Genomic DNA, 25,825 nt, shown 5'->3' with positions numbered 1-25,825 from the left:
TTGCCGCCTGTTTTCGACTCCGGCCGGAAGCTTGTGCATGACGGCGTGCAATGTGCCGTCCTCCTTCTTGTGACGGCTCCGGGCCAGAGGCCCGGAGCCGTCACAAGAAACGGGGGCGACTCGTCGCGGAATTACTTGCTCACGTTGAACTTGAACTCGACGATGTCGCCGTCCTGCATGACGTAGTCCTTGCCCTCGAGGCGGAGCTTGCCCTCCTCCTTGATCTTCGGCATGGAGCCTTCGGCGGCGACGAAATCGTCATAGGAGACGACCTCGGCCTTGATGAAGCCCTTCTCGAAGTCGGTGTGGATGACGCCGGCGGCCTGCGGGGCCGTGGCGCCCTTCCTGATCTGCCAGGCGCGCACTTCCTTCTCGCCGGCCGTGAGGAACGTCTGCAGGCCGAGGATGTCGAAGCCGACGCGGGCGAGCTGGTCAAGGCCGGATTCGGTCAGGCCGGCGTCCTCGAGCATCTCGCGGGCGTCCGCCTCGTCGAGCTCGGTGAGCTCGGCCTCGAACTGGGCGTTGAGGAAGATCGCCTGCGCCGGCGCGACGGACGCGGCCAGCTTCGCCTTGAGCTCGTCGTTGGCCAGCTCGGCGTCGTCGACGTTGAAGACGTAGATGAACGGCTTGGCGGTGAGCAGGTGCAGGTCGTAGACGTCGGCCTTGTCGATTTCGCCGGCGGCGGCCGCCTCGTCGATCGTGCGGCCGGACTCGAGAATCTCCTTGGCCTTCTTGACGGCCTCGAAGTATGACGGCTCGATCTTCTTGCCGCGCAGGTCCTTCTCGAGCTTCGGCAGCGCGTTCTCGATCGTCTGCAGGTCGGCGAGGATCAGCTCGGTGTTGATCGTCTCGATGTCGTCGGACGGATCGACCTTGCCGTTGACGTGGACGATGTCGTCGTCCTCGAACGCGCGCACGACTTCGCAGATCGCGTCGGCCTCGCGGATGTTCGCGAGGAACTTGTTGCCGAGGCCTTCGCCTTCGGAGGCGCCCTTGACGATGCCGGCGATGTCGACGAACGTCACCGTCGCCGGGACGATCTTCTCGGTGTGCACGAGTCCGGCGAGGACGGGCAGCCGGTTGTCCGGCAGCGGCACGACGCCGGTGTTCGGCTCGATCGTCGCGAACGGATAGTTTTCGGCGAGGACGTTGTTGCGCGTCAGCGCATTGAACATGGTCGACTTGCCGACATTCGGCAGGCCGACGATTCCGATAGTAAGAGACATGCCTCCTACCCTACCGCCGGCAGCCGTCATTACGGGACGATTCGTGCCGCATGGCCACGGCGCGGCTCCCGAACGCATCATGTCGCGCATCCGGGCCGGAAGCCCGGGTGCGCGACATGGCAAATGCCCGGGGGCCGTCCTGCGTGACAGGGCGGCCCCCGGGCCGGCGACATCTCAGACGCGCGAGAAGTCAAGGACCTTGCGGCCCTGGATCTTGCCTTCGGCCATTTCCTCGAAGACTTCCGGGGCGTCGTCGACCGGGACGGTCTCGACGACCGGGACGACGAGGCCCTGGGCGCCGAAGTCGAACGCCTCCTCGAGGTCCTTGCGGGTGCCGACGAGCGAGCCGACGACGCGGATGCCGTCGAGGACCGTCTTGACGATGCTCAGGTCCATGTACTCGGACGGCAGGCCGACGGCGACGACGGTGCCGCCGGCGCGGACCGAGTCGACGGCCTGGTTGAACGCGACCTTCGAGACGGCCGTGACGACGGCGCCGTGGCAGCCGCCGGTCAGCTTCTGGATCTCGGCGGCGACGTCCTCGGTTTCCTTGCCGTTGATGACGATGTCGGCGCCGACTTCCCTGGCGAGGTCGAGCTTGTCCTGGTTGATGTCGACGGCGACGACGCGCGCGTTGAACACCTTCTTCGCGTACTGGATGGCCAGGTTGCCCAGACCGCCGGCGCCGAAGATGACGATCCACTGGCCCGGCGCGATGCCGGCTTCCTTGAGCGCCTTGTAGGTGGTGACGCCGGCGCAGGTGATCGACGAGGCCCGGGCCGGGTCGAGGCCTTCCGGCACCTTGACGGCGTAGTCGGCCGTGACCTTCGCGTACTCGCTCATGCCGCCGTCGACCGAGTAGCCGGCGTTCTTGACGTCGCGGCACAGCGTCTCGCGGCCGGTCGTGCAGTATTCGCAGTGGCCGCAGCCCTCGAAGAACCACGCGATCGAGACGCGGTCGCCCGGCTTGAGCGACGTGACCTCGTCGCCGATCTCCTCGACGATGCCGATGCCCTCGTGACCGAGGATGCGGCCCGGCACCTTGCCGAAGTCGCCGTGGGCGACGTGCAGGTCGGTGTGGCAGACGCCGCAGTACTCGACCTTGACGAGCGCCTCGTCGTGACCGATCGTCGGCTTCTCGTGCTCGACGACCTCGATGCCGTTACCCTCCGCGTTGACAACAACAGCCTTCATGACAATCCCTTCGTTGGTCTTGCCGCGCCCCTTCGCGCGGTCTCGACGCCCAATTCAACCATGAAATGCCGCATAGGCCAAGCCTGTTCACCGATCAATGCACAAATCCCACGAAAATACCGCATGTCGTCCAGTCAACGAGCGGCATGTCGCACGGACGGATCGTGGCCCCGACGACTGGCTGCGCGTCCGCCGGCGCGACGGCACGCCGATCGCGAAGGCCGGTCGACTACACTGGACGCGATTGCCCGGCGGGACTGTCCGGCCGGGCGGAAAGGAATCCGATCCACGATGACGCTGCTCACGAGCTATACCGTCCCCGGCCTGCACGTCGAGGACCATTCGACCGTCGTGCCGCTGGACTGGCGCGACAGGACTCCCGGCGAGGGGTTCACCGGCGAACGGCTCTCGCTGTTCTATCGCGTGATCTGCGCGCCGGAGCATGTCCACGACGACCTGCCGCTGCTCGTCTTCCTGCAGGGCGGCCCCGGCGGCGCCGGCCCGCGACCGCTCGATCCGTCGTCGGACGGCTGGATCGCCGAGGCCGTCAGGCATTTCAGGATCGTGCTGCCTGACCAGCGCGGCACCGGCCGCTCCAGTCACGTCGACGGCCGGGTGGTCGCGCAGATGACCGGGGCGGAGGGATCGGACTACCTGAAACGATTCCTCGCGGACTCGATCGTGCGCGACTTCGAGCACCTGCGGCTGACGGAATTCGGCGGCGCGAAGTGGACGACGCTCGGCCAGAGCTACGGCGGGTTCCTGACGCTGACCTACCTGTCGCTGTTTCCGGAGGGCATCGTCGCGAGTTTCACGACCGGCGGCATTCCGCACGTTCCCGGCAACGCGAGGGAACTGTACGAGCACACGTTCCCGAAGATGGAAACGAAGACGAAGGCGTTCTACGAACGCTATCCGGAGGACGCCGAACGGCTCGCCATCATCGCCGACCGCGTGGCGAACGAATCGACGACGCTGCCGAACGGCGACCCGCTGACCGTCGAGCGGCTGCAGACGCTCGGCAGCTCGTTCGGCATGAAGCCGAGCTTCGAGCGCGTCCACTGGATCCTCGACGGCGCGTTCGCCGCCGGCGACGGCTCGGCGAGCGAGTCGAGCAGGCTGACCGACCGGTTCCTGTTCGACGTGATGACGGCGACCGATTCCCATCCGCTGTACTGGCCGCTGCAGGAGTTCATCTACGCCAACGGCGAGCTCGACGAGCCGATCGACTGGGCCGCCGCGCACGTGTGCGCCGCGATGCCGCAGTTCGCGACCGACAGCCGGCCGCTGATGCTGACGGGCGAGGCCGTCTTCCCGTGGATGTTCAGCCAGGAACGCGCGCTGCTGCCGTTCAAGTCGGCCGTCGACCAGATGATGCAGTCCACCGACTTCGGCGTCATCTACAGGCCCGACGTCCTCGGGCGCAACGAGGTGCCGCTGCAGGCCGCCGTCTACTACGACGACATGTACGTCCCCAGCGAGCTGTCGCTGGACACGCTGTCGCGCATTGGCAACTCGCACGCCTGGGTGACCAACGAGTTCGAGCACGACGGCGTCCACGGCGACGTCGTGTTCAGGCACCTGTTCGACGAGGCCCTGAACCGCGGAGACCTCGCCGGACTGTTCTAGTACCGGCCCGCTCAGGCCTGCTCGATGGCGTCGACGGCCTTGATGACGGCGCCGCGGAAGGCGCTGTCCTCCAGGGACGCGACGCCCTTGATCGTCGTGCCGCCGGGCGAGCAGACGGCGTCCTTCATCGCGCCCGGATGCTCGCCGGTGGCGAGGTACAGCGCCCCGACGCCCTCGATCATCTTCGCGGCGAGCCTATAGGCGGTCGCGCGCTGCAGGCCGTACTTGACGCCGGCGTCGCCGAGCGCCTCGAGATACATGTCGGTGAACGCCGGCGCGCAGCCGGCGATGCACATGCCGATGCCCATGTGGGCGGCGTCGACGCGCTCGACGAGCGAGATCGCCGAGAACAGCCGCTCGAACTCGGCCGTCTGGGCGTCGGTCAGCGTGTTCGACGTCTCGGTGACGAGGACGCCCTTGCCGACCGCCATCGGCGTGTTCGGGATCGTGCACTGGATGTGCATGCGCGAGGCGAGTTCCTCGCCGAACAGCTTCGCGTAGTCGTCGAGCGTCCAGCCGGCGGCGATCGAGACGACGAACTTGTCGTCGCGGGCGAGGATGTCGCCGAGCGGGCCGACGACCGCCTCGATCTGGTACGGCTTGATCGCGACGACGACGATGTCGGCCTGCTCGGCGACGGCGGCCGCGTCGGCGAGCGCGACGGCGCCGAACTTCGCCGTGTTCTTCTCGAGCCTGTCGAAGTGGGCGGCGCAGGCGACGATGTCGGCGCCGCGCACGGCGCCGGCGTCCGTCAGTCCCTGGGCGATGGCCTGCGCCATGTTGCCGAATCCAATGAAACCAAGAGTAGCCATGCCGGCACCTTCCGTGATCGGGAAACAACGATGGTTTCGAGTGTACTCGGCAGCGCGCCTCACGCCTCGGCGAGCGCCTCGACGGGACTGGTCTTCGTGGCTCGCCGGGCCGGGAAGACGCTGGCGAGCAGCGCGGCGACGACGGCGACGAGGAGGATCAGGCCGTACTGGCCCCAGTCGACGGTGAAGACGAGCGTCGAGAAGCTGCTCATCACCATGTACGAGCCGAGGAAGCCGAACGCGGTGCCGACGACGAGGCCGGTGATCGACGACGTCACCGAGATGACGAGCGCCTCGACGGCGAGCGAGCGCCGCAACTGTCCCTTCGTCATGCCGATGGCGCGCAGCGTCGCCGACTCCCGGGTGCGTTCGATGACGGACAGGCTCAGCGTGTTCGCGACGCCGATCAGCGCGATGAGCACGGCGACGGCGAGCAGCGCGACGAGCATGAGCAGCAACTTGTCGATGATCGCGTTCCAGATCATCCTCATGACGACCGGCCCGGTGACGTCGAGGCCGTCGACGTCACCGAGTTCGGCGGTCAGCCGCTGGATTGTCGCCGACTGGGCCGACGAGTCGCCGGCGAGCCTGAGCATGACCATCCTGCCGGTCGACGGCAGCGTGCCGTCGGCGAACATCGACTCGTTGACGAAGCCGACCCTGGCGTACATCGTCGAGATGCTCCTGAAGTCGCGTGTCTCGGTCGACAGCGTGACGGCCTTCGTCGCGTCGGCGGCCTCGTCGGTCGACAGGGCGGTGCCGGCCGCCGACGACGAGACGTCGAACGTCGCGGTCGTGCCGCCGGCGAATGTCGTGCCGTAGACGGCGCTGACCGACTGCAGCAGCACCTGGCCGCTGTCGAGCGTGACGCCGGACAGGTCGGTGTGCATGACGGAGGCCAGCGCGTCGACGGACGGGACGCCGACGAGCAGCACGCCGACTTCGTGGCCGTCGTCGGTCATCGTCGCGTAGGCGGTCGGGCCGCTGACCGACGCCTCGACGCCCTCGGTCGAGGCCAGCTTGTCCGTCGTCGTCTCGGTCAGCGTGGCGCCGGAGAGCGCGAAGTCGACCGAATAGCGCGAATCGAGCGTCTCTCCCATCGTTGCCTTCAGCGTGGCGGCACCGGTGGCGATCGTCGAGACGAGCGTGACGCCGATGAGGAGGGCCGTGCCGGTCGCGGCGATGCGCCGCGGATTCTTGCGCACGTTGGCGGCGGCGACGGCCGACGACGGGCCGATGCGCGAGACGAGCGCGCATGCGCCCTTCATCAGCACCGGCATCCAGAACGTCGCCGTGACGACGAGTCCGATGAACGTCAGGCCGCAGCCGGCGACGGCGCTCAGCAGCGTCGTGTTGGCGGCCGCGTCGCTCAGGCCCTGCGGCGAATGGATCGCCTGCGTCAGCGCGACGGCGCCGTAGACGGCGAGCGCCACGCCGACGACGAGCAGCAGCGTGCCGATGACGGCGCGGCCGCGGCGCGCGGACGCGCGTTCGGACAGGTCGATCGGCCGCAGCGCTTCCAGCGGGCTGACGGCCGTCGCCGACCGGGCGGCGCCGCAGGACGCGAGCATCGTGACGACGGTGCCGAACGCGATCGGGATGACGACGACCTGCCAGCTGAGGATGACGGGCACGTGGATGTTGGCGAAGTCGCCGCCGAGGTGCGGCACGACGGCGGAGACGGCCGCCATCGCGCCCCAGCCGGCGAGCACGCCGAGCGCCGAGGCGATCAGGCCGAGCAAGGCGGCCTCGAGGACGACCGACCGGTACAGCTGGCCGCTCTTCGCGCCGATCGTGCGCAGCAGCGCCAGCGTGCGCCGGCGCTGGGCGACGAGCACCTGGAACGTGTTGGCGATGACGAGCGCGGCGACGAGCAGGGCGAGGATGCCGAACGCGAGCAGGAACGTCGTGACGATCTGCGTCTCGTCGGCGTGGTTGGCGAGCGGGCCGCCGTCGCCATACAGCATCTGGCGCATGGCGTTGCCGAACAGGTAGGTGCCGGCGATGAACGCCGAGCCGACGAGGATGGCGATGCCGGCGGGCACGAGCATCCTCGCGTTCTTCTTCATGAGCTGGAACGTAATCGACCACATCGCCGTTCACCTCGCCGTCTTCAGGTCGCGGATGTCGGTGAGCAGCTCGCTCATCGCGGCGGCCTCGGGGTCGGAAATGTCGCGCACGATGCGGCCGTCGGCGACGACGAGCGCCCGGTCGGCGTAGGAGGCGGCGACCGGATCGTGCGTGACCATGATGACGGTCTGGCCGAATTCGCGCACCGAGCCGCGCAGGAAGCCGAGGACCTCGGCGCTCGACGCCGAGTCGAGCGCGCCGGTCGGCTCGTCGGCGAAGACGACCTTCGGCTTCGTGATCAGCGCGCGGGCGATCGCGACGCGCTGCTGCTGGCCGCCGGACAGTTCGTTCGGCCGGTGCCGCAGCCGGTCGGTCAGGCCCAGCGTGGTCGTCAGCCGGTCGAACCATTCCCGGTCGGATTTCTCGCCGGCGAGCGTCAGCGGCATCAGGATGTTCTGTTCGGCCGTGAACATCGGCAGCAGGTTGAAGTTCTGGAAGACGAAGCCGACGTCGTGACGACGCATCAGCGTCAGCTCGTTGTCGTTCAGCTTCGTGATGTCGCGGCCGTCGAAGATCACCTCGCCGGCCGTGACGGTGTCGAGGCCGGAGAGCGTGTGCATCAGCGTCGACTTGCCGGAACCCGACGGCCCCATGATCGCCGTGAATCTCCCCTGTTCGAACGCCACGTCGACGTCCCGCAGCGCATGGACGGCCGCCTCGCCGTCGCCGTAGTCCTTCGTCAGGCCAATGGCCTGGATGACTGTCGTGTTCGTGTATGCCATCGTGTCCTCCATCGCGGTTGGATCCGTTGATGGAAGCGAGCATAGAAAATCCCGGCGGGCCGTCGCGTCGGCCCCCGGGATTATTTCCGGCCTGCGTCGCCGTGGACGTCATCCTGCGGGATGGGCACGATTCCCGCGCGCTCATCCGGCGGGATGAATCGTGCCATGACACGATGCGGGACGCTACCAGCCCAGACAGATCATGACGATGACCGCGGCGAGGACGAGCAGCGCGACGAACAGTTCGAACCAGTCGACGCCGCGCATCCTGACCGGCAGGTACTGCGTGCGGCGGCGCTTGCCGTCGAGCGTCATGCCGGCGCCGCGCTCGCGCATCGCGCGGTCGACGCGGGCCGTGCGCCGGTCGATCCTCGCGTTCGCGGACGCCGAGATCGCCGAGCCGGACCAGAAGCCGCCCGTCAGTCCCCTCGTCTGCTCGGCGGCGACGATCTCGCGCTTGACGGCGAAATACTGCGGCAGGTAGTTCAGGAACCTGGTCCACGCCACGCCGCCCCGGAACGGCACGCCGAAGCGCGCCAGCCCGTTGATCCACTGCGTGCGACTCGTCGTGAACAGCATCAGGAACCAGGCGACGACGATGTTCGAGATGCGCAGCACGACGACGCCGGCGACGGTCAGCGACTCGGCCGTCAGCTTCACCCAGTCGAGGTCCCACAGCACGGTGCCGTCGGCCACCCGCCACGCGAGCACGATGACCGCGAAGACGACGATGTCGACCGGCAGCAGCCACCGCCACAGGTGACCGACGCGACCGGCCGGCGTGTGGTCGAGCAGCAGGAACAGGTGCAGCAGCACGAGGACCGCCGCGAGGAAGATCAGGTTGCCCCACACGCAGCTCATCACGGCCGTCGCCAGCACGATGAAGCACTTGACGCGCGGGTCCATCCGGTGGAGCCATCCGTGGCCCCGGACATAGAATTCTGCGTTCATGCGGCTCGTCCGCCGTCCTTTCCTCTCGTCGTCGCCGACACCGGCACGATCCGTCCGCTCTCGACGAGATTGCCGCCGTCGAGCCGGACAACATGCGAACAATGGCGGCCGATCGCCACGCGGTCGTTCGTGACCATGACGATGGTCGTGCCCTCGCGGTTGAGGCGCGCGAGGATGTTGAGGAGCCTGCCGGACAGGCGCCGGTCGAGGCCGGCCGTCGGCTCGTCGAGCACGAGGATGTCCGGATGCATGGCCAGCGTCGCCGCGAGCGCGACGGCGCGGCGTTCGCCGTAGCTCAGCGACGACGGCGCGATGTCCTCGATCGCGTACAGGTCGAACAGGCCGAGCATCTCGTTGACGCGGCGGCGCACCTCGTCGTCCTTCAGGTGGAGTTTCTGCGGGCCGAACGCGATCTCGTCGCGGACCGTCTTGCAGAACAGCTGTTCGTCGGGGTTCTGCGAGACGTAGCCGACGACACGGGCCATCTGGCCGACCGACTTCCTGCGCACCTTGCGGCCGGCGACGGTGACGGAGCCGTGCGACGGGCGCACGAGGCCGTTGAACAGCCTGACGAGCGTCGACTTGCCGGAGGCGTTGCCGCCGGTGACGGCCGTGAACGATCCGCGCGCGATCTCGAGGCTGACGTCGTTGAGCGCCGGCGCCTGGCCGGGCAGCGCGTCGGGATAGTCGACGCTGACGTGGGACAGGTCAATGGCGACGTCGGCCGGACGGTCCTTCTCGACGGCCCATGACGGCGCCTGGTCGTCGGGCTGCGGCGTGACGACGCCGACCGATTCGAGCAGCGCCTGTTCCCGCACGAAGATGTCGGGCGTGGTGCGGCGGATGATCTCGCCGTTGACGAGCAGGAAGATCGAGTCGGCCCACCGGGCCATGCCGGACGTGTCCTGGTCGACGAGCATGACGGCCATCTTGCGGGTGCGGCGCATGTCGGCGATGGCGGCGAACAGGTCGCGCTTGCCGTCGGCGTCGAGGGCGGCCGTCGCCTCGTCGAGCACGAGGACGTCGGGCTGCGCGACGAGGGCCGACGCGATGGCGACGCGCTCGGCCTCGCCGGCGGACAGCGTCGTCGGGTCGCGGTGGCGCAGGCCGGCGATGTGCAGGCGGTCCATGACATCGTCGACGTGCTTCTTCATCTCGTCGAGCGGCATGCCGCGGTTCTCGAGCGGGAACGCGATCTCCTCCTCGACGGTCGACGCGAACAGCTGCCACTGCGGGTTCTGGCTCACGTAGGCGACCTTGCGGGAAATGTTTGCGACGGACGTCGACTTGACATTCATGCCGGCGATGCGCACGAATCCGCTCATTTCGCCGTCGAGCATGTGCGGGATGACGCCGGCCAGCGCCCGCGTGAACGTTGTCTTGCCGGCGCCGGTCGGACCGACCACGCCGGTGAAATACCCCTCGGGCACGTAGCAACTCACGTTGCTCAGTCCGGTGACAGGCTGGCCGCCTTCCAGCAGCGGCGCATACTGCCAGCCCAGATTCATCACGGTTATTACGTCGGCCACACCACTCTCCCGTTACCGTCAAGGCTTGCGCTGAATACCCCTAGCACTTCGAATAGTCAGTATTATAGAGTACGCGCTCAGGCGGTCAAACGCCGCCGTCTTCGCCGCCGACGGAGCGGGTTACCGGGCGAGGCCGCTGGCGCGGACCGCCTCGAAGCCGTGTTCGAGGTCGGCGAGGATGTCGTCGATGTGCTCGGTGCCGATGGACAGGCGGATGGTGCCCTGGTGGATGCCCTGGTCCTCGAGTTCCTCCGGCGTCTCCTGCGAATGCGTCGTCGAGGCCGGATGGATGACGAGGCTCTTGGCGTCGGCGACGTTGGCGAGCAGGCTGAACAGCTCGAGGTTGTCGATGAAGACGCGCGCCGCGTCCTTGCCGCCCCTGATGTCGAACGTGAAGATCGAGCCGCCGCCGTCCGGGAAGTACCGCTCGTAGAGGTCGTGGTCGGGGCGTCCCGGGACAGCCGGGTGGGAGACGGATTCGACTTCCGGCACCGTCTGCAGGTACTCGACGACCTTGAGCGCGTTCTCGACGTGGCGTTCCACGCGCAGCGACAGCGTCTCGGTGCCCTGCAGCAGCAGGAACGCGGCGAACGGCGAGAGCGTGGCGCCGGTGTCGCGCAGCAGGATGGCGCGGATGCGGGTGACGTAGGCGGCGGGACCGAGCGCCTCGTAGAAGTTGAGGCCGTGGTAGGACGGGTCCGGTTCGGTCAGCGTCGGGAACTTGCCCGGCGCTGCCGCCCAGTCGAAGTTGCCGCCCTCGACGATGACGCCGCCGAGCGTCGTGCCGTGACCGCCGATGAACTTCGTCGCCGACTCGACGACGATGTCGGCGCCGTGCTCCAGCGGACGGAACAGGTAGGGCGTGGCGAACGTGTTGTCGACGATGACCGGCAGGTGGTGGCGGTGGGCGATCTCGGCGATGGCCTCGAAGTCGGGCAGGTCGGCGTTCGGATTGCCGAACGTCTCGAAGTAGACGAGCTTCGTGTTGTCGCGGATGGCGTCCTCGAATTCCCGGGGATCGGAGGCATTCACGAACGTCGTCGCGATACCGTCGCGTTCGAGCGTGTGGCGCAGCAGGTTGTAGGTGCCGCCGTAGATGTTCTTGGCGGAGACGATGTGGTCGCCGGTCTGCGTGATGTTGCGCAGGGCGTATTCGACGGCGGCGGCGCCGGAGGCGACGGCGAGGCCGGCCACGCCGCCTTCCAGCGCGGCGATGCGGTCCTCGAACACGCCCTGCGTGGTGTTGGTCAGGCGGCCGTAGATGTTGCCGGCGTCGGCCAGGCCGAACCTCGCCTCGGCGTGGTCGAAGTCGTGGAAGACGTAGCTGGTGGTCTGGTAGATCGGCACGGCACGGGCGTCGGACGCCGGGTCCGGCGATTCCTGGCCGACGTGCAGCTGCAGCGTCTCGAAATGGTACTTCGGCCTGGCGGTTTCGTTGGTATTGGTCACGGTGGGCTCCTGACTTGCGGGGATTGGACGACTGGTTGTCCCCCACCCTATGGATTCGGGCGTTTCCAATGCAAGCCAGGAGTTATCGCGATTGCCTATACCGGATTATCAACGATTTGTCCGGCACGGATCGCCGTCCGGAAATTCCTTCCGCGACACGCCGGACAGGCCAGTCGGATCAGTCGACGAGGCCGGTCAGGTCGGCGAGGTTGAGCTCGAAGCTGACGCCGCGCTCCTCGAAGTTCGGCTGGTGCCTGGTGTTGATCATCGAGTGACGGACGAATTCGCCGGCGATGCGGGCCGACTCGGCGAGGTCGCGGCCGGCCATGACGGCGCCGATGAGGGCGGAGGCGAACGCGTCGCCGGTGCCGTGGATCATGTACGGCATCTTTTCGTGGACGAGCTCGGTTTTCTTGCCGGCGCCCTCGACGGCGGAGGCGACGTAGTTGCGCAGGCGGCCGTCCTCGCGGTCGATGCCCTTGAGGACGACGTTCTTCGCGCCGAGGCCGAGCAGGGCGTCCAGCATGTCGGTGACCTGCGCGTCGTCGAGGTTCTGGCCCTCGTAGTCGCGGCCGGTCAGGATGGAGGCCTCGGTCAGGTTCGGCATGAGGACGTCGGCGCCGTCGGCCAGCGCGCCCATCGCCTCGCACATCTCGAGCGTGTACGTCGGATACATCTTGCCGCCGTCGCCCATGACCGGGTCGACGAGGCGCAGCGACTTCGGATACTCGGTGTACAGGCGCTGGATGATGGCGACCTGCTCGGCCGAGCCGAGGAAGCCGGAGTAGACGCCGTCGATGTCGACGTTTTCCTGCTTCCAGGCGTCGAGGTAGCCGGCGAGGATGTCGGTCGTGTCGTGCATCGTGAAGACTTCGTAGCGGGTATGCGCGGAGAACAGCGCGGTCGGCACCGGGCACACGTCGCAGCCGGCGGCGGACAGGATCGGGATGGCCGCGGTCAGCGAGCACTTGCCGTATCCGCACATGTCGTGGACGGCGGCGATGCGCGGAATGTAGTCGGGATTGCGGTTATACAGCGTCACGCTCATGGGTGCCTCCATGGTTTCTCGGTTGGTGACTTTCCAGCACAAACTGTAGGCCATCGTGTGCGGTTTGGCGAATCTCACGGCGAAAAATGAACCCGTCCCGCACGATTCCCGCGTCAGGATGTACCACGGATCGCGGTGGAAAACGGGGCATTCGTCCACAGGACTCCGGTGGCCTTGGTCCGCGGCGCCGGGCGTGCTGGACTGGGGCCATGGACGAATTTGCAACGGATGCCGGCGCCGTGACGGCCGGCGAGGAGCGGGAATTCCGGCGCACGATGTCCCTGCGCGAGGCGCTGGACTCCCTGTTCGGCGAGGACCTGATCGACATGATGGAATCGGCCCGTGACGACGCCGGCGACGGCAAGAATCACGGGGGCAGCGGAAACGGAGGCTTCGACGTCTTCTCGCTGTCGACGCGCCAGCTCGGCGCGATGGGCGAATCGCTGGCGGCCATGCAGCTGGCCGGCGACGGCTACGAGATGCTCGACCGCAACTGGCGCTGCCGCTACGGCGAGCTCGACCTGGTGGCGCTGTCGGCCGACCAGCTGCTTGTCTTCGTCGAGGTGAAGACGCGGCGGTCGGTGCGCAGCGGCCTGCCGGCGGAAGCCGTCACCGTCACGAAGCAGAAGCACCTGCGGATGGCGGCGAGCGAGTGGCTGCTGACGCGGAAGCACAAGCCGTACAACACCGGCGTGCGCTTCGACGTCATCTCGATCGTCGTCGGCGACCGGCGCGTCGAGATCACGCATGTGCCGGGAGCGTTCTGATGGGCATCGGCGGGGCGCTGTCGGTCGGCCTGATGGGCCTGCAGGCGTTCGTCATCCAGCTGCAGGCGTTCGTCTCGCCCGGACTGCCGTGCTTCTCGATCATCGGCCTGCCGGACGCGTCGCTGGCCGAGGCGCGCGAGCGTGTCCGGTCGGCGTGCGTGGCCGCCGGCTTCCACTGGCCGGACATGCGCGTGACGGTGAACATGTCGCCGGCGTCGCTGCCCAAGCGCGGCTCGGGCCACGATCTCGCGATCGCCGCCAGCGTGCTGACGGCCAACTGCAGGCATCCCGACTGTCTGGCGGACACGATCGTGCTCGGCGAGGTCAGCCTCGATGGCACCGTCCTGCCGATCAACGGCATGCTGCCAATCCTGATGCATGCCCGCGAGCGCGGGCTGACGTCGGTCATCGCGCCGCGGCTCAACGCCGACGAGGCCGAGCTCGTCAAGGGCCTCGATGTCATGTATGTCTCCCATGTCGGCGAGCTCATCGAGCTGCTCGGCGCCGAGGCGAAGACGACGACGCCGAATCCGGTGGCGACGCTGGCCGACCGCGCGGCGACGTCGCAGGCCGAGGCGGCGCCGGCGGTCGGCGACATGGACGAGGTCATCGGCCAGCAGACGGCGAAGTGGGCGCTGCAGGTCGCGGCGGCAGGCGGTCATCACCTGCTGATGGTCGGGCCGCCGGGCACCGGCAAGACGATGCTGGCCTCGCGGCTGCCGGGCATCATGTGTCCGCTGACCGAGCAGGAGCAGTTCGAAGTCGCGTCGATCCGGTCGCTGTGCGGCACGCTGTCGCGCTACGGCATCACGGACACGCCGCCGTTCGAGGCGCCGCACCATACGGCGTCGGTCGTCTCGATCGCCGGCGGCGGCACCGGCGTGCCCGAGCCGGGACTGGTGACGAAGGCGCACAACGGCGTGCTGTTCATGGACGAGGCGCCGGAGTTCGCGACGAAGGCGTTGCAGGCGCTGCGGGAGCCGCTCGAGTCGGGCTACGTGACGGTGTCGCGTTCGAAGGGCACGACGTTCTTTCCGGCCCGGTTCCAGCTGGTCATGGCCGCCAATCCGTGTCCGTGCGGCTACGGATACGGCAACTGCGAGCGCTGCACGTGCCGCGAACGCGACCGCATCCGGTATTTCGGGCGATTGTCCGGACCGATCCTCGACCGCATCGACATCCAGGTCGACGTGATGCCGGCGACGAACGTCACGTCGCGCCGCGGACACGACGGACCGTCGAGCGCCCGGATGCGGCAGGCCGTCGTCGAGGCCCGGAACCGCGCGGCCGAACGCTTCGCCGGACTGCCATGGAGCTGCAACGGGCAGGCGTCGGGCGCGTGGCTGCGCGAGCATACGCCGTCGGCCGTCCTCGACGTCGTCGACCGGACGCTGGCCTCGCAGTTCATGAGCCTGCGCGGCGCCGACCGCGCGATGCGGCTGGCGTGGACGCTCGCCGACCTCGCCGGCCATGGCGAGCCGGACGCCGAGGACATGCACCGGGCGATCGCGCTTCGCACGCGCGTGTAGGCGACTGTCCGGGGAGACAATCCCGTCGGCAATCCAGCCGACGACAACAACGACGATGACGACTATGACGACAACGACGAAAGGACGACGATGACCACGACGATTCCGGAGCCGCTGGCCAGGGCCGTGCTGTCGGCGATCGGCGACGGCGCCGACGCGCTGATGGTCGCGCTGCTGCGCGGCATGGACGGCGGCGGCGTGGCGCTGCTCGACGAGCTGACGGGGCTGTGGCGCGCTCCCGACGACCGCCGGTTGCGGATCCGGCTCGACGACCGGTTCGGCGCCGGACTGGCCTGCTGGGGCCGGCGCGCGGGCGCGGCCGGTCTCGACGCATTCGGCCGCGCCGTCAACCGGTGGCTGCTGCGGCTCGACCGGCTGCTCGCCCGTGTCGGCGACGGCGCCGGCCCCGACAATGCCGACGGCCTGTCGGCGTTGCGGGCGTGGGCGACGGCCGACGGCGCCTACCGGCTCGTCGTGCCCGGCGACGACTGCTGGCCGTCCCGGTTCGCCGACCTGTCGGTCCGCTCGGACTGGGCGCCGCCGGTGTGCCTGTGGGTCAGGGGCGCGCCGGACGCGCTCGTCGCCTGCGACATGCCGGTCGCGATCGTCGGGTCCCGCGCCGTCAACGATGCCGGCCGGCACATCGCCGGCACGCTGGCCTCGAACCTCGCCGCGGCCGGCCACACCGTCGTTTCCGGCGGCGCGATGGGCACCGACGCGGCCGCGCACCGCGGTGTCGTCGACATGGCCGACCGGATCGGAACGGAACGCTGCGGACGCACCGTCGCGTTCTTCGCCGGCGGCCTCGACCATGCCGGTCCGTCGGTCAACCTGCGCCTGTTCGACCGGATCGTCGCCGCCGGCGGCGCGCTCGCGACGGAAATGGCGCCCGGCACGGTGCCGGAGGCACACCGGTTCCTGATGCGCAACCGGCTCATCGCGGCGCTCGCCGACTCCATCGTCGTCGCGCAGGCCCGGCTGCGGTCCGGGGCGCTGAACACGGCCAACTGGGCAAACGATCTCAACCGCAATGTCTGGGCGGCGCCCGGTTCGCCGCTCGACGCCGACAGTTCGGGCTGCAACCGGCTCATCGCCGATCAGCGCGCGGTGCCGCTGCTCGACGTCGCCGACCTGGGCGACCTGTGTCATCCGGCCCATCTGCCGCATGTCGTTTCCCGGGACGACGTCACCGGCACCGTCCGGTCCGGCGGCGCCGTCGACGACCCGTGGTCACGGACCGTGTCGCCGTCCGGCTCGCGTCCGCATGCCGTCCCGGATATCGTCGCGATGCCGCACGCCCGCCAGCCACAGCTCAACCTGATGCCCGCCGTCGCCGCCGGCCCTGGTTCGGCCGCGGATCCGTCCGCGGATTCGGCGATGGATTCGGCGACGGATCCGGCGATGGATTCGGTGACAGATCCGGCGACGGATTTGGACACTGATCCGGCCGCGCGAGTCGTCGCCGCCATCCGTCGTTGCCGGCGCCGCGGCGCCGCGGCCACGCCCGACAACGTGCTGGCGACGTTCAACGGGAGAAGGCCGGCCGGCGCTCCCCCGCTGGACGCCGGCGAATTCGCCAGCCTGCTCGGCCGTCTGGAACTCGACGGCGTCATTCGCCGGCAGGGCACGCTGCTGGTCGCCTAGGATTGTCCGTTTCGGGCTCCCGCCGACGTCGCGAACCCGGGCCATCGGCCCGGGTTCGCATCTGAAAAGGGACCGGAAAACTGTCGCCTAGCGCAGCGCGGCGACGAGGATGCCGCTGCCGACGGGCAGCAGGGCGGTCGAGAAGCGTTCGTCGTCCTCGACGGCGTCGAGCAGCGCACGCATCGCGACGGCCTTCGCCGACCGGTCGGCGGCGTTGACGACGCCTTCGCTCGACGCGTCGTCGCCCATCGCGAGCACGTCGGTGAAGACAAGCACGCCGCCGCGGTGCAGCAGGCGCGGGGCCGCCGCGAACGAGGCAGTGTAGTTGTCCGGATCGCCGGAGACGAGGAGGAGGTCGTAGTCGTCGGCGTTGAGACGCGTCAGGTAGACGCGCGGATCGGCGTTGACGGCGCGCAGGATTGCCGACGTGCGGTTGCCGACGGCGTTGAAGAAGCGGCGCACCTCGGCGATGCCCTGCGGCGAAGAGTCGACCGTCGTCACGCGCGCGACCGAGCTGTGCGGGCCGGTGACGCCGATCGTGCCGTGCAGCGACGCCGACGGCGAGAATCGTTCGAAGCCCTCGATGATCTGCGCCGTCTCGACGAGGACGTCGGTGCCGACGACGATCGCCGACGACGCGCCGACGAGCGCCAGCAGCGTGTCGACCATCGCGCCCTGCGCGGCGGAGGACTGCGGCAGGCCGGCTTCGGCGGCGCGCGTGCGCGCCTCGGCGACGATGCCGGATTCGCGGTCCCGCTCGTGACCTTCGGTGAATTCCCACGCCTTCGCGTGATTGATGAACGACTCTTTATTCATGTCTCGTCTGTCCCCGGGCGCCGCCGGCCGTCGACTGTGGCGGCCGGCCGCGCCCAACTGTCGTGGTGGATGGCCTAGCGTTCCCGCACCTGCGCGATGAGCTGCCAGATTTCCTCGCCGACGTCGATGCCCTTCGGGCATGGCCGCGAGCATGCGCGCACCGACTGGCAGGCCTGGATGCCGTCGGCCGTGTCGATCATGTCGAGTCGCCCGTCGTGCTCGTAGTCGCGCGAATCGTTAACGAACCGGCTCTCGTTGATCAGCGCGGCCGGACCGACGAACGCCTCGCCGCCGGAATACACCGGGCAGGCGCCCTCGCACACGCCGCACAGGATGCAGTTCGTCAGCTGTTCGTATTTCTTCAGCTGTTCGGGTCGCTGCAGGTATTCGAAGACGTCGACCTTGCCGTCGACGGTCGTCGCGAGCACGCCGTCGGCGATGAGGTACGGCTTGAGCTTGCGCAGCTGGTCGAGCATCTTGTCGATGTCGACGACGAGGTCGCGCAGCACGGCGAAGCCCGGCAGCGGCGCGATCTCGACGACGCCGAGATCGAGCGGACCGTCGGCGTCGCCGGCGGGGTTGCCTGTGACGCTGTCGGCGTCGGTCTCGACGACGGCCGGCACGCCGGTCTTGCGGAAGCCCTCGTCGTCGGCGCCCGGGAAACTCGACGGCAGCTTGGCGACGTCGCGGATCTTCGCCGTGCACAGCAGCGTCGGCGTGCCGTTGACGGCGACGGCGTCGGAACCGCACATGCCATGGCCGCACGAGTAGCGGAACGCGAGCGACGGGTCGACGGTGCGCTTGACGGTCAGCAGCGCGTCGAGCAGCGTCGTCTCCGGCGACAGCTCGAGCCGGTAGTCCTGCGTCCACTGCCTGCCGCGCACGCGCTTGGCGCCGCCGAACGGCGACGACGAGCCGCGCCGGCCGCCGAACGGCGAGCCGCCGCGCTCGCGACGCCCGGCCCTCGCCGGACGCTCGCGCTCGGCCTTCGGCTGGAATCTCGCCACGCGCAGCGTCACGGTCGCCTTGTCGCTTCGCTCGTCACTCATCGTCTGGCCTTTCCATTGATCGAACCAAGGAACCCATTATATACGGCCGTCCTCCGCGCCGTCAGTACGCCCGCTGTCGCGGCTCGATGTCGACGATCTCGACCGGCTTCCAGTCGACGTCGCCGTCGCGACCGGTCATCGAGTGGGCCAGGAAATGCCCGTCGTCGCGCTTCGGATAGTCGGTGCGGTAGAGCGATCCGCGCGACTCGTGCCGCGCGGCCGTCGCCTCGAGCACGGCCGTCGCCAGCTCGATCAGGTGGCGCGTCTCCCAGATCGCCGTGATTTCCTGGTTGAACGCGGCGGCGTCCATGTGCGACGCCAGCGCGGCGGCCTGTTCGCGCAGCTCGCCGACTTCGGCGAGCGCGCGGTCGATCTTGTCGCCGTCGGTGATGACGGCGAGCGCCGCGTCCATGACGGCGCCGAGCCGGTCCATGACCTGGTAGGCGTTGGCGTCGGACGATTCTTCCGCGGCGGTCCCGCCCATGTTGTCGACGTTGTCGTCCTCGCCGGCGGTTTCGTTCTCCGGTCCCGGCGTGACGGTGCCGAGCAGCGCCCTGACGTCGTCGGCGCGGGCGTCGGCGGCTTCCCGCACGGGGTCGGTGTCGTCTCCGGTGTCGGCGCCGTCGTCGGCCATCGGGTTGTCGACGGGGTCGGCGAGGACATTGGCGGCGATCGTGTGGCCGGCGCGCGTGCCGAACAGGCAGGCGTCGAGCAGCGAGTTGCCGCCGAGGCGGTTGGCGCCGTGGACGGAGACGCACGAGCATTCGCCGGCCGCGTACAGGCCGGTGACGGGCGACGTCCTGACGCCGTCCCCGTCGCCGGTCACGGTGTAGACCTGGCCGTCCACGGTGATCGGGATGCCGCCCATCGTGTAGTGGGCCGTCGGCTTGACTGGCACCCAGTCGCGCGTCGGGTCGAGGCCGCCGTACATCTCGATCGTCTCGAGGACCTGCGGCAGCACTTCGCGCATGTGTTCCGGGTCGATGCCGGTCATGTCGAGCCAGACGCAGTCCTTCGGACCGTCGGGGTCCTTCGGGTCGGCGACGCCGCGGCCCGCGTCGACTTCGGCGCGGATGGCGCGGCTGACGACGTCGCGGGCGGCGAGGTCGCGGTGCTCGGGCGCGTAGTCGGCCATGAACGCCTTGCCGTCGCCGTTGCGCAGGATGCCGCCCTCGGCGCGGCTCGCTTCCGACAGCAGGATGCCGGTGTGGGCCAGGCCGGTCGGATGGAACTGGACGAATTCGACGTCCTCGACCTGCAGGCCGGCGTCCAGCGCGAGCGCCATGCCGTCGCCGGTCAGGTCGTAGGAATTCGACGTCGTGTGGAACAGCCGGCCGGCGCCGCCGGTCGCGATCAGCACGTTGCGGGCGTGGACGGCATGTGTCTTGCCGGTGTGGGTGTCGAACGCGACGACGCCCTCGACCCTGCGTTCCCCGCTGCCGGAGGACGATTCGGCCGTGGATTCGGTGGCGGCAGCGGCGCGCGAATCGTGCCAGTCGTCGAGAACCAGGTCGGAAACGTACCATTCCTCGGCGAACTGGACGCCGTAGTTGACGCACTGCTGCCACAGCGTCATCAGGATCTGGTGGCCGATGCGGTCGGCGGCGTAGGCGGCGCGCTCCATCGGTTCCCCGCCATAATCCTTCGTGTGGCCGCCGAAGCGGCGCTGGGCGATATGGCCGTCGGCGGTGCGCGAGAACGCGACGCCGGAACGCTCGAGGTTGACGACAGTTTCCGGCGCGTACTGCGCGAGCAGCTTCGCGGCCGGCTGGTCGACGAGATAGTCGCCGCCCTTGACGGTGTCGTAGTAGTGCCACTGCCATTCGTCGGGCTCGATGTTCCCGAGGCTCGCGGCAATGCCGCCCTCGGCCGATCCGGTATGGCTGCGCAGCGGCTGGAGCTTCGAGATGACGAGCACCTTCGGCTCGACGCCCCGCTCCCTCAGCTCGTTCACCGCCTCGCTGCGATAGAACCCCAGTGCCGCCGACAGGCCCGCGGCGCCCGCGCCGATGATCACGGCATCGTACATCTCTTCGACTGTGTTCGGACTCATGCGGGCCATTATACAAAACGCGCCGGCCGGTGACTCCTAGATCGCGCTCGTCGCGACGTCGACGGCCTCGTCGACGTCGTCGGTGATCGTCACGAGGCTCGGATCGAATTCGGAAATCATGCCGTGTTCGCTCACCGGACCGTTGATCCAGTCGAACAGGCCCTTCCAGTATTCGCTGTCGAACAGCACGACCGGCATCGACGCGACCTTGTGCGTCTGGACGAGCGTGAGCAGCTCGAACGTCTCGTCGAGCGTGCCGAAGCCGCCGGGGCAGATGATGACGCCGTTCGCGTACTTGACGAACATCGTCTTGCGCACGAAGAAATAGCGGAACGTCATGCCGAGGTTGACCCACTCGTTGATGCCCTGCTCGTGCGGCAGCTCGATGCCGAGGCCCACCGACTTGCCGCCGGCTTCCGCGGCGCCACGGTTGGCGGCTTCCATGATGCCGGGGCCGCCGCCGGTGATGACGGCGATCTTGCGGCCGGCGATCTTGCGGCCCATGTCGTAGGCGGACCGGTAGGACGGTTCGTCCGGCTTGATCCTCGCCGAGCCGAAGACCGAGACGGCCGGACCGAGCTCGGCGAGCGCGCCGAAGCCGTCGACGAACTCGGCCTGGATGCGCAGCACGCGCCACGGATCGTGGTGCAGCCAGTCGGATTCGTCCTTCTCGAGCAGCTGTTCGGTGCTCGATTTCTCCGGCACCAGGTTGCCGCGCAGGATGACCGGGCCGCGGTGGTAGGTCTCGCCGAGCGGCGACTCGACCTGCGGGTTCGGCGGCATGACGGACGAATCGTCCGTATCGCCGGCGGAACCGCCGGCGGACGAGGCGTTCACGAAATTAGCGTTGGCTGCCGGATGCCTGCCCGGCACCCTCGGAGGTTCCATTCTGGCCATGGTGATGCAGTCCCTTCATTGTCTGACTGACCACCACCGTACCATCGGAGAGCGTGGTGGCGGTTTCGCCGGCACCGGAATCGAGGGCTTCCTCCCCGGCCTCGAGCGCCGGATGGAGCTTCGCGAACCTCGCCGACTGACGGCTCAGCAGCACGCCGGAGATCGCGGCGGCGAGCAGCGACGCGAGCAGCACGCCGAAGCGGCCCTCCGCCGACAGCTCGGCGTTCGAGTACGCGAGCGAGGCGATGAGGAACGAGACGGTGAAGCCGATGCCGCAGGCGCAGGCCGCCGGGAACATGTCCCGCACGCGCAGGCCCTTCGGCATCTTCAGGCCGCCGGCATGCGTGGCGAGCCACGCCGTGATCATGATGCCCAGCGGCTTGCCGACAACGAGCGCGACGATGATGCCAATCACGACCGGCGAGACGAACAGCATCAGCGAGATCTCGTCGAAGTGGACGCCGGTCGCGAAGAACGCGAAGATCGGCAGCGCGAGCAGCGCCGAGAACGGCTGGAGCTTCTCGGCGTAGCGCTCGGCGCGCGGCGTGCGCTCGCCGTAGACGGCGCGCGCCGGCGTCAGCAGGCCGACGAGGACGCCGGCGAGCGTCGGATGGACGCCGGCCTCGTACATCATGACCCACGCGAGGATGCCGATGACGGCAACGCCGAACCACGGCACCTTCTTCATCCTGACGAGGAAGTACCAGGCGACGCCGCAGATGGCGATGCCGAGGAACCAGTACCAGGCGTTAAGCGACGAGAAGAACACGGCGATCAAGATGATCGCGAGCAGGTCGTCGACGGTGGCGAGCGTCATCAGGAACGCGCGGATGGAGCCGGGCAGCGCCTTGGCGAACAGGGCGAGGACGGCGAGCGAGAACGCGATGTCGGTGGCCGTCGGGATGGCCCAGCCGTGGGCCGTGTCCGCGAAGCTGAACATCGAGCCGTTCGCAATGACCAGGCTGCCGGGGTCGCCGGCGCCGACGTGGCAGAAGATCGCGATGACGGCGAGGAACAGGACCGGCGGCACGATCATGCCGCCGACGGCGCACAGCATCGGCACGGCGGCGGCCTTCGGATTGGCGAGCGAGCCGGTCGACAGTTCCTGGCGCAACTCGAGGCCGACGACGAGGAAGAAGATCGTCAGCAGGCCGTCCTGCGCCCAGTGGCCCAGGCCCATGTCGATGTTGGTGCCTGGGATGCCGAGGTGAAACTCGGAGAGTTCCTCGAAGAAGTGATAGGTGGCCGGCAGGTTGGCGAGCACGAGGCCGGCGAGCGCGAACCCGAGCATGATCAGGCCGGAAATCCTGTCGGAGGCGGCCACGTGCCGGATTTTCGCCCACACCCCGTTGCTGCTGCTTTCGCCCATGTCTGTCCATCCCTTCGTCGGCGGCCGTGCCGCCGGTGCCGTGATCGGTCAATACGCAAATCGATACCGCTAATCAATACCGCCACCGTCAACAGCCGGTCAAGCCCGGTCATTCCGGCCGCGGCCAACCGCGACCAAACGTTCACCATTATGCCATCCGGACGCGTCTTCGGGGGCCTGCTGCACCGACGGCGCAGCTACCGCGGCAACGAAAAACCCCGGCCGCTTTCGCGACCGGGGTTTCGGTTCCGTGCGCGAGACAGGATTCGAACCTGCGACCTGCTGATCCGTAGTCAGCTGCTCTAATCCGCTGGGCTACTCGCGCAACACCACTTGCATCCGCCATGTGCTCGACTCGCGGTTTGGCGGAAACCGTGGCCAGTGCGCGAGACAGGATTCGAACCTGCGACCTGCTGATCCGTAGTCAGCTGCTCTAATCCGCTGGGCTACTCGCGCATGTTGTCCGTCAAGCTGCAATTTCTTGCTTGCTTGAAGCAACTCGTATAAGTTACCGCCGTTTGCCGGTTTGGCCAAATCGCGGCGTGTCGAAACGGGGGCATTCGGCTTGGTTTCGCCGGAATTCCAACGGTTTTCGCCGCCGGAACAGGCAATGGTCCCGGGCGGAGGAATCGTTTTACATCTGCGAGAGCGACGGATGGCCGAACGACGTCAGGCGGCCGCGGCCGCCGCGGATGACCCGGAACGCCGCCGTGTCCGCGCCGCCGGTCTTCCAGGCGCGGTACTCGGTCTCGTCCATCGCCTTCGGGACATCGCCGTCCGTCACGCACTTCTCGTCGACGATGACGCCGCCGCCCTCGAGGCCGGCGCCGGGCACGCGGAACATCGTGTCCTCGAGCGTGCGCTCGATGATCGAGCGCAGGCCGCGGGCGCCGGTGCCGCGGGCGATCGACTGCCGCGCGATCGCGGCGATGGCGTTCGGCGTGAACTCGAGCGCCACGCCGTCGGCGGCGAACAGCTTGCGGTACTGCTTGACGAGCGCGTTTTCCGGCTCGGTCAGGATGCGGCACAGGTCGTCCTCGGTCAGTTCGTCGAGCGTCGTGACGACGGGCAGGCGGCCGACGAATTCGGGCAGCAGGCCGAATTCGGCGAGGTCGTCGGCGCTGACCTGACCGAGCAGTTCCTCCTTCGGCACCTCGTGGTCGTGCCAGGAAGCGCCGAAGCCGCTCTCCCGGGCGCCGAGGCGCCTCGCGACGATGTCGGCGAGGCCGACGAACGCGCCGCCGCAGATGAACAGGATGTTGCGCGTGTCCACCTTGACGGTCTCGACGTCGCGATGCTTGCGTCCGCCCTCGACCGGCACGGCGGCGACGGTGCCCTCGAGGATCTTGAGCAGCGCCTGCTGCACGCCCTCGCCGGAGACGTCGCGCGTGACGGAGGTGTTCTCGCCGGACTTGCGGGCGATCTTGTCGATCTCGTCGATGTAGACGATGCCGCGCTGCGCGGCCTCGATGTCGCCGTCGGCGGCCTGCAGCAGTCGCTGCAGCACCGTCTCGACGTCGTCGCCGACGTAGCCGGCCTCGGTCAGCGTCGTCGCGTCGGCGATGACGAACGGCACGTTCATCGTGCGCGCGAGCGTCTGCGCGAGGTACGTCTTGCCGACGCCGGTCGGCCCGATCATCAGGATGTTCGATTTCGCAACGGTGACGTTGGCCAGCTCGTCGGCGTCGTCGGGCATGAACGCCGCGCCGCCGGGGGCCGGCACGCCGCGGCCGGCGTCGCGGTCGGCGAAGAACCGCCGGTACTCCGGACCCATCTTCGCCTTGAGTTCGTCGGCCTGCCGCCGCTCCCGTCCGGAACGATCCATCCGCAGGCGCTTGAAGTGGTTGTAGACCGCCACCGACAGCGTGCGCTTGGCCGCGCGCTGGCCGACGACGTCGCGGTCGAGCTCGTCGAAGATCTCGGCCGGCCGCACGGGCGCGACGTCGTCGTCGACGGTTCCGCCGGTGTTGTCCGGTTCGGCGATGATGTCCACGCACAGCGCAATGCATTCGTCGCAGATCGCCACGCCGGCGCCGGCGACGAGCTTGACGACCTCGCGCTCGGACTTGCCGCAGAACGCGCAGCGCTGCACCCCTTCGTTGTAGCTGATGACGTGTCCCACGGCTCACCTCCCCCGGCGTTGCAGTTGCCACGATTCTAACACGGACGGTCCGCGTCCCGGCGGCATGTGCCACCGGGACGCGGACCGTCGCAAGCGCGGGAAACCGTGCTATCCTACGCCGTCATGCCGGCGCGGCATCGCGGCACGGCCGCGTCACGTCACTTGGCGCGGTGCTCGAGCACCTCGTCGACGACGCCGTATTCCTTGGCCTCCTGGGCCGTCAGGAACGTGTCAACCTCAATGTCCTTGCGGATCTTCTCGATCGGCTGGCCGGTGTGCTCGGCGAGCGTCTTCTCGAGCCAGTCGCGCATGCGCAGCATTTCCTTGGCCTGGATCTCGATCTCGGTCGCCTTGCCGAAGCCCTGGTCGATGGCCGGCTGGTGGATGAGCACTCGGGCGTTCGGCAGGATCAGGCGCTTGCCCTTCGTGCCGGACGCGAGCAGGATGGCCGCCGCCGAGGCCGCCTGGCCCAGGCACACCGTCTGCACGTCGGGCTTGATGTACTGCATCGTGTCGTAAATCGCCGTCATCGCCGTCATCGAGCCGCCCGGCGAGTTGATGTACATCATGACGTCGCGGTTCGGGTCGAGGCTCTCGAGCACGAGCAGCTGGGCCATGATGTCGTCGGCCGACGTGTCGTCGACCTGGACGCCAAGGAAGATGATGCGGTCCTCGAACAGGCGCGTGTACGGATTCTGGCGCTTGTAGCCGTACGGCGTCTTCTCCTCGAACTCCGGGACGACGTAGCGGTCGACGGGCTGGCCGAACGCCGCCGCGCGGGCGGCCGCCGGCTGGAAGCCGACGATGCCGGACGGTCCGGCGAGCCGCTCGGCGCGGCCGACAAACTTCGCTTCTTCAGATGCCATGGTTATGTTCACTCCCCTTCCGC

19 protein-coding genes, 2 tRNA genes and 1 pseudogene are annotated in these 25,825 nt (G+C 68.5%); 4 read left to right on the top strand and 18 right to left on the bottom strand.

The genetic code is table 11. The features are described 5' to 3' along the window. Positions 1–131 precede the first annotated feature (131 nt). Positions 132–1,226 (bottom strand): redox-regulated ATPase YchF, encoded by a 1,095-nt coding sequence (gene ychF, locus F6S87_RS06175; protein ID WP_163227777.1) that lies wholly within the window; start codon positions 1,224–1,226, stop codon positions 132–134. A 174-nt stretch (positions 1,227–1,400) separates the two neighbouring features. Then, complete coding sequence (gene adhP / locus F6S87_RS06170) at positions 1,401–2,420, bottom strand: alcohol dehydrogenase AdhP (RefSeq protein WP_163227776.1); 1,020 nt, start codon at positions 2,418–2,420, stop codon at positions 1,401–1,403. Positions 2,421–2,711: 291 nt separating this feature from the next. Here adhP and F6S87_RS06165 point away from each other — a divergent pair, with 291 nt between their 5' ends. Then, positions 2,712–4,049, top strand: coding sequence for an alpha/beta fold hydrolase (locus F6S87_RS06165; protein WP_163227775.1), 1,338 nt, complete (start codon positions 2,712–2,714; stop codon positions 4,047–4,049). An 11-nt stretch (positions 4,050–4,060) separates the two neighbouring features. Here the strand turns inward: F6S87_RS06165 and proC are convergent, their stop codons facing one another. From proC to F6S87_RS06130, 7 genes and pseudogenes are all read right to left on the bottom strand, one after another. After that, positions 4,061–4,861, bottom strand: a complete 801-nt coding sequence (proC, locus tag F6S87_RS06160; protein WP_163227774.1) for a pyrroline-5-carboxylate reductase — start codon at positions 4,859–4,861, stop codon at positions 4,061–4,063. Between the two features lie 59 nt (positions 4,862–4,920). After that, a pseudogene (locus F6S87_RS06155) lies at positions 4,921–6,786 on the bottom strand (FtsX-like permease family protein); the annotation flags it as partial. Between the two features lie 174 nt (positions 6,787–6,960). After that, entirely contained in the window at positions 6,961–7,713 is a 753-nt protein-coding gene (locus F6S87_RS06150; protein WP_231129404.1) for an ABC transporter ATP-binding protein, read from the bottom strand. A gap of 183 nt (positions 7,714–7,896) precedes the next feature. Beyond that, positions 7,897–8,664 (bottom strand): energy-coupling factor transporter transmembrane component T family protein, encoded by a 768-nt coding sequence (locus F6S87_RS06145; protein ID WP_163227771.1) that lies wholly within the window; start codon positions 8,662–8,664, stop codon positions 7,897–7,899. After that, positions 8,661–10,193, bottom strand: coding sequence for an ABC transporter ATP-binding protein (locus F6S87_RS06140; RefSeq protein ID WP_163227770.1), 1,533 nt, complete (start codon positions 10,191–10,193; stop codon positions 8,661–8,663). Before F6S87_RS06140 ends, F6S87_RS06145 begins: the two co-directional genes overlap by 4 nt. Before the next feature lie 120 nt (positions 10,194–10,313). Next, positions 10,314–11,642: an O-acetylhomoserine aminocarboxypropyltransferase/cysteine synthase family protein gene (locus F6S87_RS06135; RefSeq protein ID WP_163227769.1), complete on the bottom strand. Its 1,329-nt coding sequence runs from the start codon at positions 11,640–11,642 to the stop codon at positions 10,314–10,316. A gap of 178 nt (positions 11,643–11,820) precedes the next feature. Then, positions 11,821–12,690 (bottom strand): pyridoxamine kinase, encoded by an 870-nt coding sequence (locus tag F6S87_RS06130; RefSeq protein WP_163227768.1) that lies wholly within the window; start codon positions 12,688–12,690, stop codon positions 11,821–11,823. A 209-nt stretch (positions 12,691–12,899) separates the two neighbouring features. On the opposite strand from F6S87_RS06130, the gene F6S87_RS06125 reads away from it, so the two are divergent. From F6S87_RS06125 to F6S87_RS06115, 3 genes are all read left to right on the top strand, one after another. Further along, positions 12,900–13,457 carry a YraN family protein gene (locus tag F6S87_RS06125; protein ID WP_231129403.1) on the top strand — a complete coding sequence of 186 codons (558 nt, stop codon included), beginning with the start codon at positions 12,900–12,902 and terminating at the stop codon, positions 13,455–13,457. Continuing rightward, complete coding sequence (locus F6S87_RS06120) at positions 13,457–14,986, top strand: YifB family Mg chelatase-like AAA ATPase (RefSeq protein WP_163227767.1); 1,530 nt, start codon at positions 13,457–13,459, stop codon at positions 14,984–14,986. The genes F6S87_RS06125 and F6S87_RS06120 overlap by 1 nt, the downstream gene beginning before the upstream one ends. Before the next feature lie 90 nt (positions 14,987–15,076). After that, positions 15,077–16,630, top strand: coding sequence for a DNA-processing protein DprA (locus F6S87_RS06115; protein ID WP_196779134.1), 1,554 nt, complete (start codon positions 15,077–15,079; stop codon positions 16,628–16,630). Between the two features lie 87 nt (positions 16,631–16,717). On the opposite strand, the gene F6S87_RS06110 is transcribed toward F6S87_RS06115, so the two are convergent. The 9 genes from F6S87_RS06110 to F6S87_RS06070 form a co-directional block, all read right to left on the bottom strand. Then, positions 16,718–17,446, bottom strand: a complete 729-nt coding sequence (locus F6S87_RS06110; protein WP_163227766.1) for an O-methyltransferase — start codon at positions 17,444–17,446, stop codon at positions 16,718–16,720. Between the two features lie 74 nt (positions 17,447–17,520). Beyond that, the gene (locus F6S87_RS06105; protein ID WP_163227765.1) at positions 17,521–18,495 is read right to left on the bottom strand and encodes a succinate dehydrogenase/fumarate reductase iron-sulfur subunit; all 975 of its coding nucleotides are present in this window, start codon (positions 18,493–18,495) and stop codon (positions 17,521–17,523) included. A gap of 61 nt (positions 18,496–18,556) precedes the next feature. Beyond that, positions 18,557–20,548: an FAD-binding protein gene (locus F6S87_RS06100; protein ID WP_163227764.1), complete on the bottom strand. Its 1,992-nt coding sequence runs from the start codon at positions 20,546–20,548 to the stop codon at positions 18,557–18,559. 36 nt (positions 20,549–20,584) lie between these two features. Further along, positions 20,585–21,331, bottom strand: a complete 747-nt coding sequence (locus tag F6S87_RS06095) for an LOG family protein (protein ID WP_231129418.1) — start codon at positions 21,329–21,331, stop codon at positions 20,585–20,587. A 58-nt stretch (positions 21,332–21,389) separates the two neighbouring features. Then, positions 21,390–22,814: a Na+/H+ antiporter NhaA gene (gene nhaA / locus F6S87_RS06090; RefSeq protein WP_163227762.1), complete on the bottom strand. Its 1,425-nt coding sequence runs from the start codon at positions 22,812–22,814 to the stop codon at positions 21,390–21,392. A gap of 251 nt (positions 22,815–23,065) precedes the next feature. After that, positions 23,066–23,139: transfer RNA gene (locus tag F6S87_RS06085), tRNA-Arg, on the bottom strand. Positions 23,140–23,196: 57 nt separating this feature from the next. After that, positions 23,197–23,270, bottom strand: a tRNA-Arg gene (locus F6S87_RS06080). A gap of 178 nt (positions 23,271–23,448) precedes the next feature. Further along, positions 23,449–24,936, bottom strand: a complete 1,488-nt coding sequence (gene clpX / locus F6S87_RS06075) for an ATP-dependent Clp protease ATP-binding subunit ClpX (RefSeq protein WP_163227761.1) — start codon at positions 24,934–24,936, stop codon at positions 23,449–23,451. 158 nt (positions 24,937–25,094) lie between these two features. Further along, positions 25,095–25,802: an ATP-dependent Clp protease proteolytic subunit gene (locus F6S87_RS06070; RefSeq protein WP_163227760.1), complete on the bottom strand. Its 708-nt coding sequence runs from the start codon at positions 25,800–25,802 to the stop codon at positions 25,095–25,097. Between the last annotated feature and the right edge of the window lie 23 nt (positions 25,803–25,825).

It is taken from the genome of Bifidobacterium choloepi (assembly GCF_010667615.1).
Taxonomy (GTDB): Bacteria; Actinomycetota; Actinomycetes; order Actinomycetales; family Bifidobacteriaceae; genus Bifidobacterium; species Bifidobacterium choloepi.
This window is presented reverse-complemented; position numbering and strand designations above follow the sequence as displayed.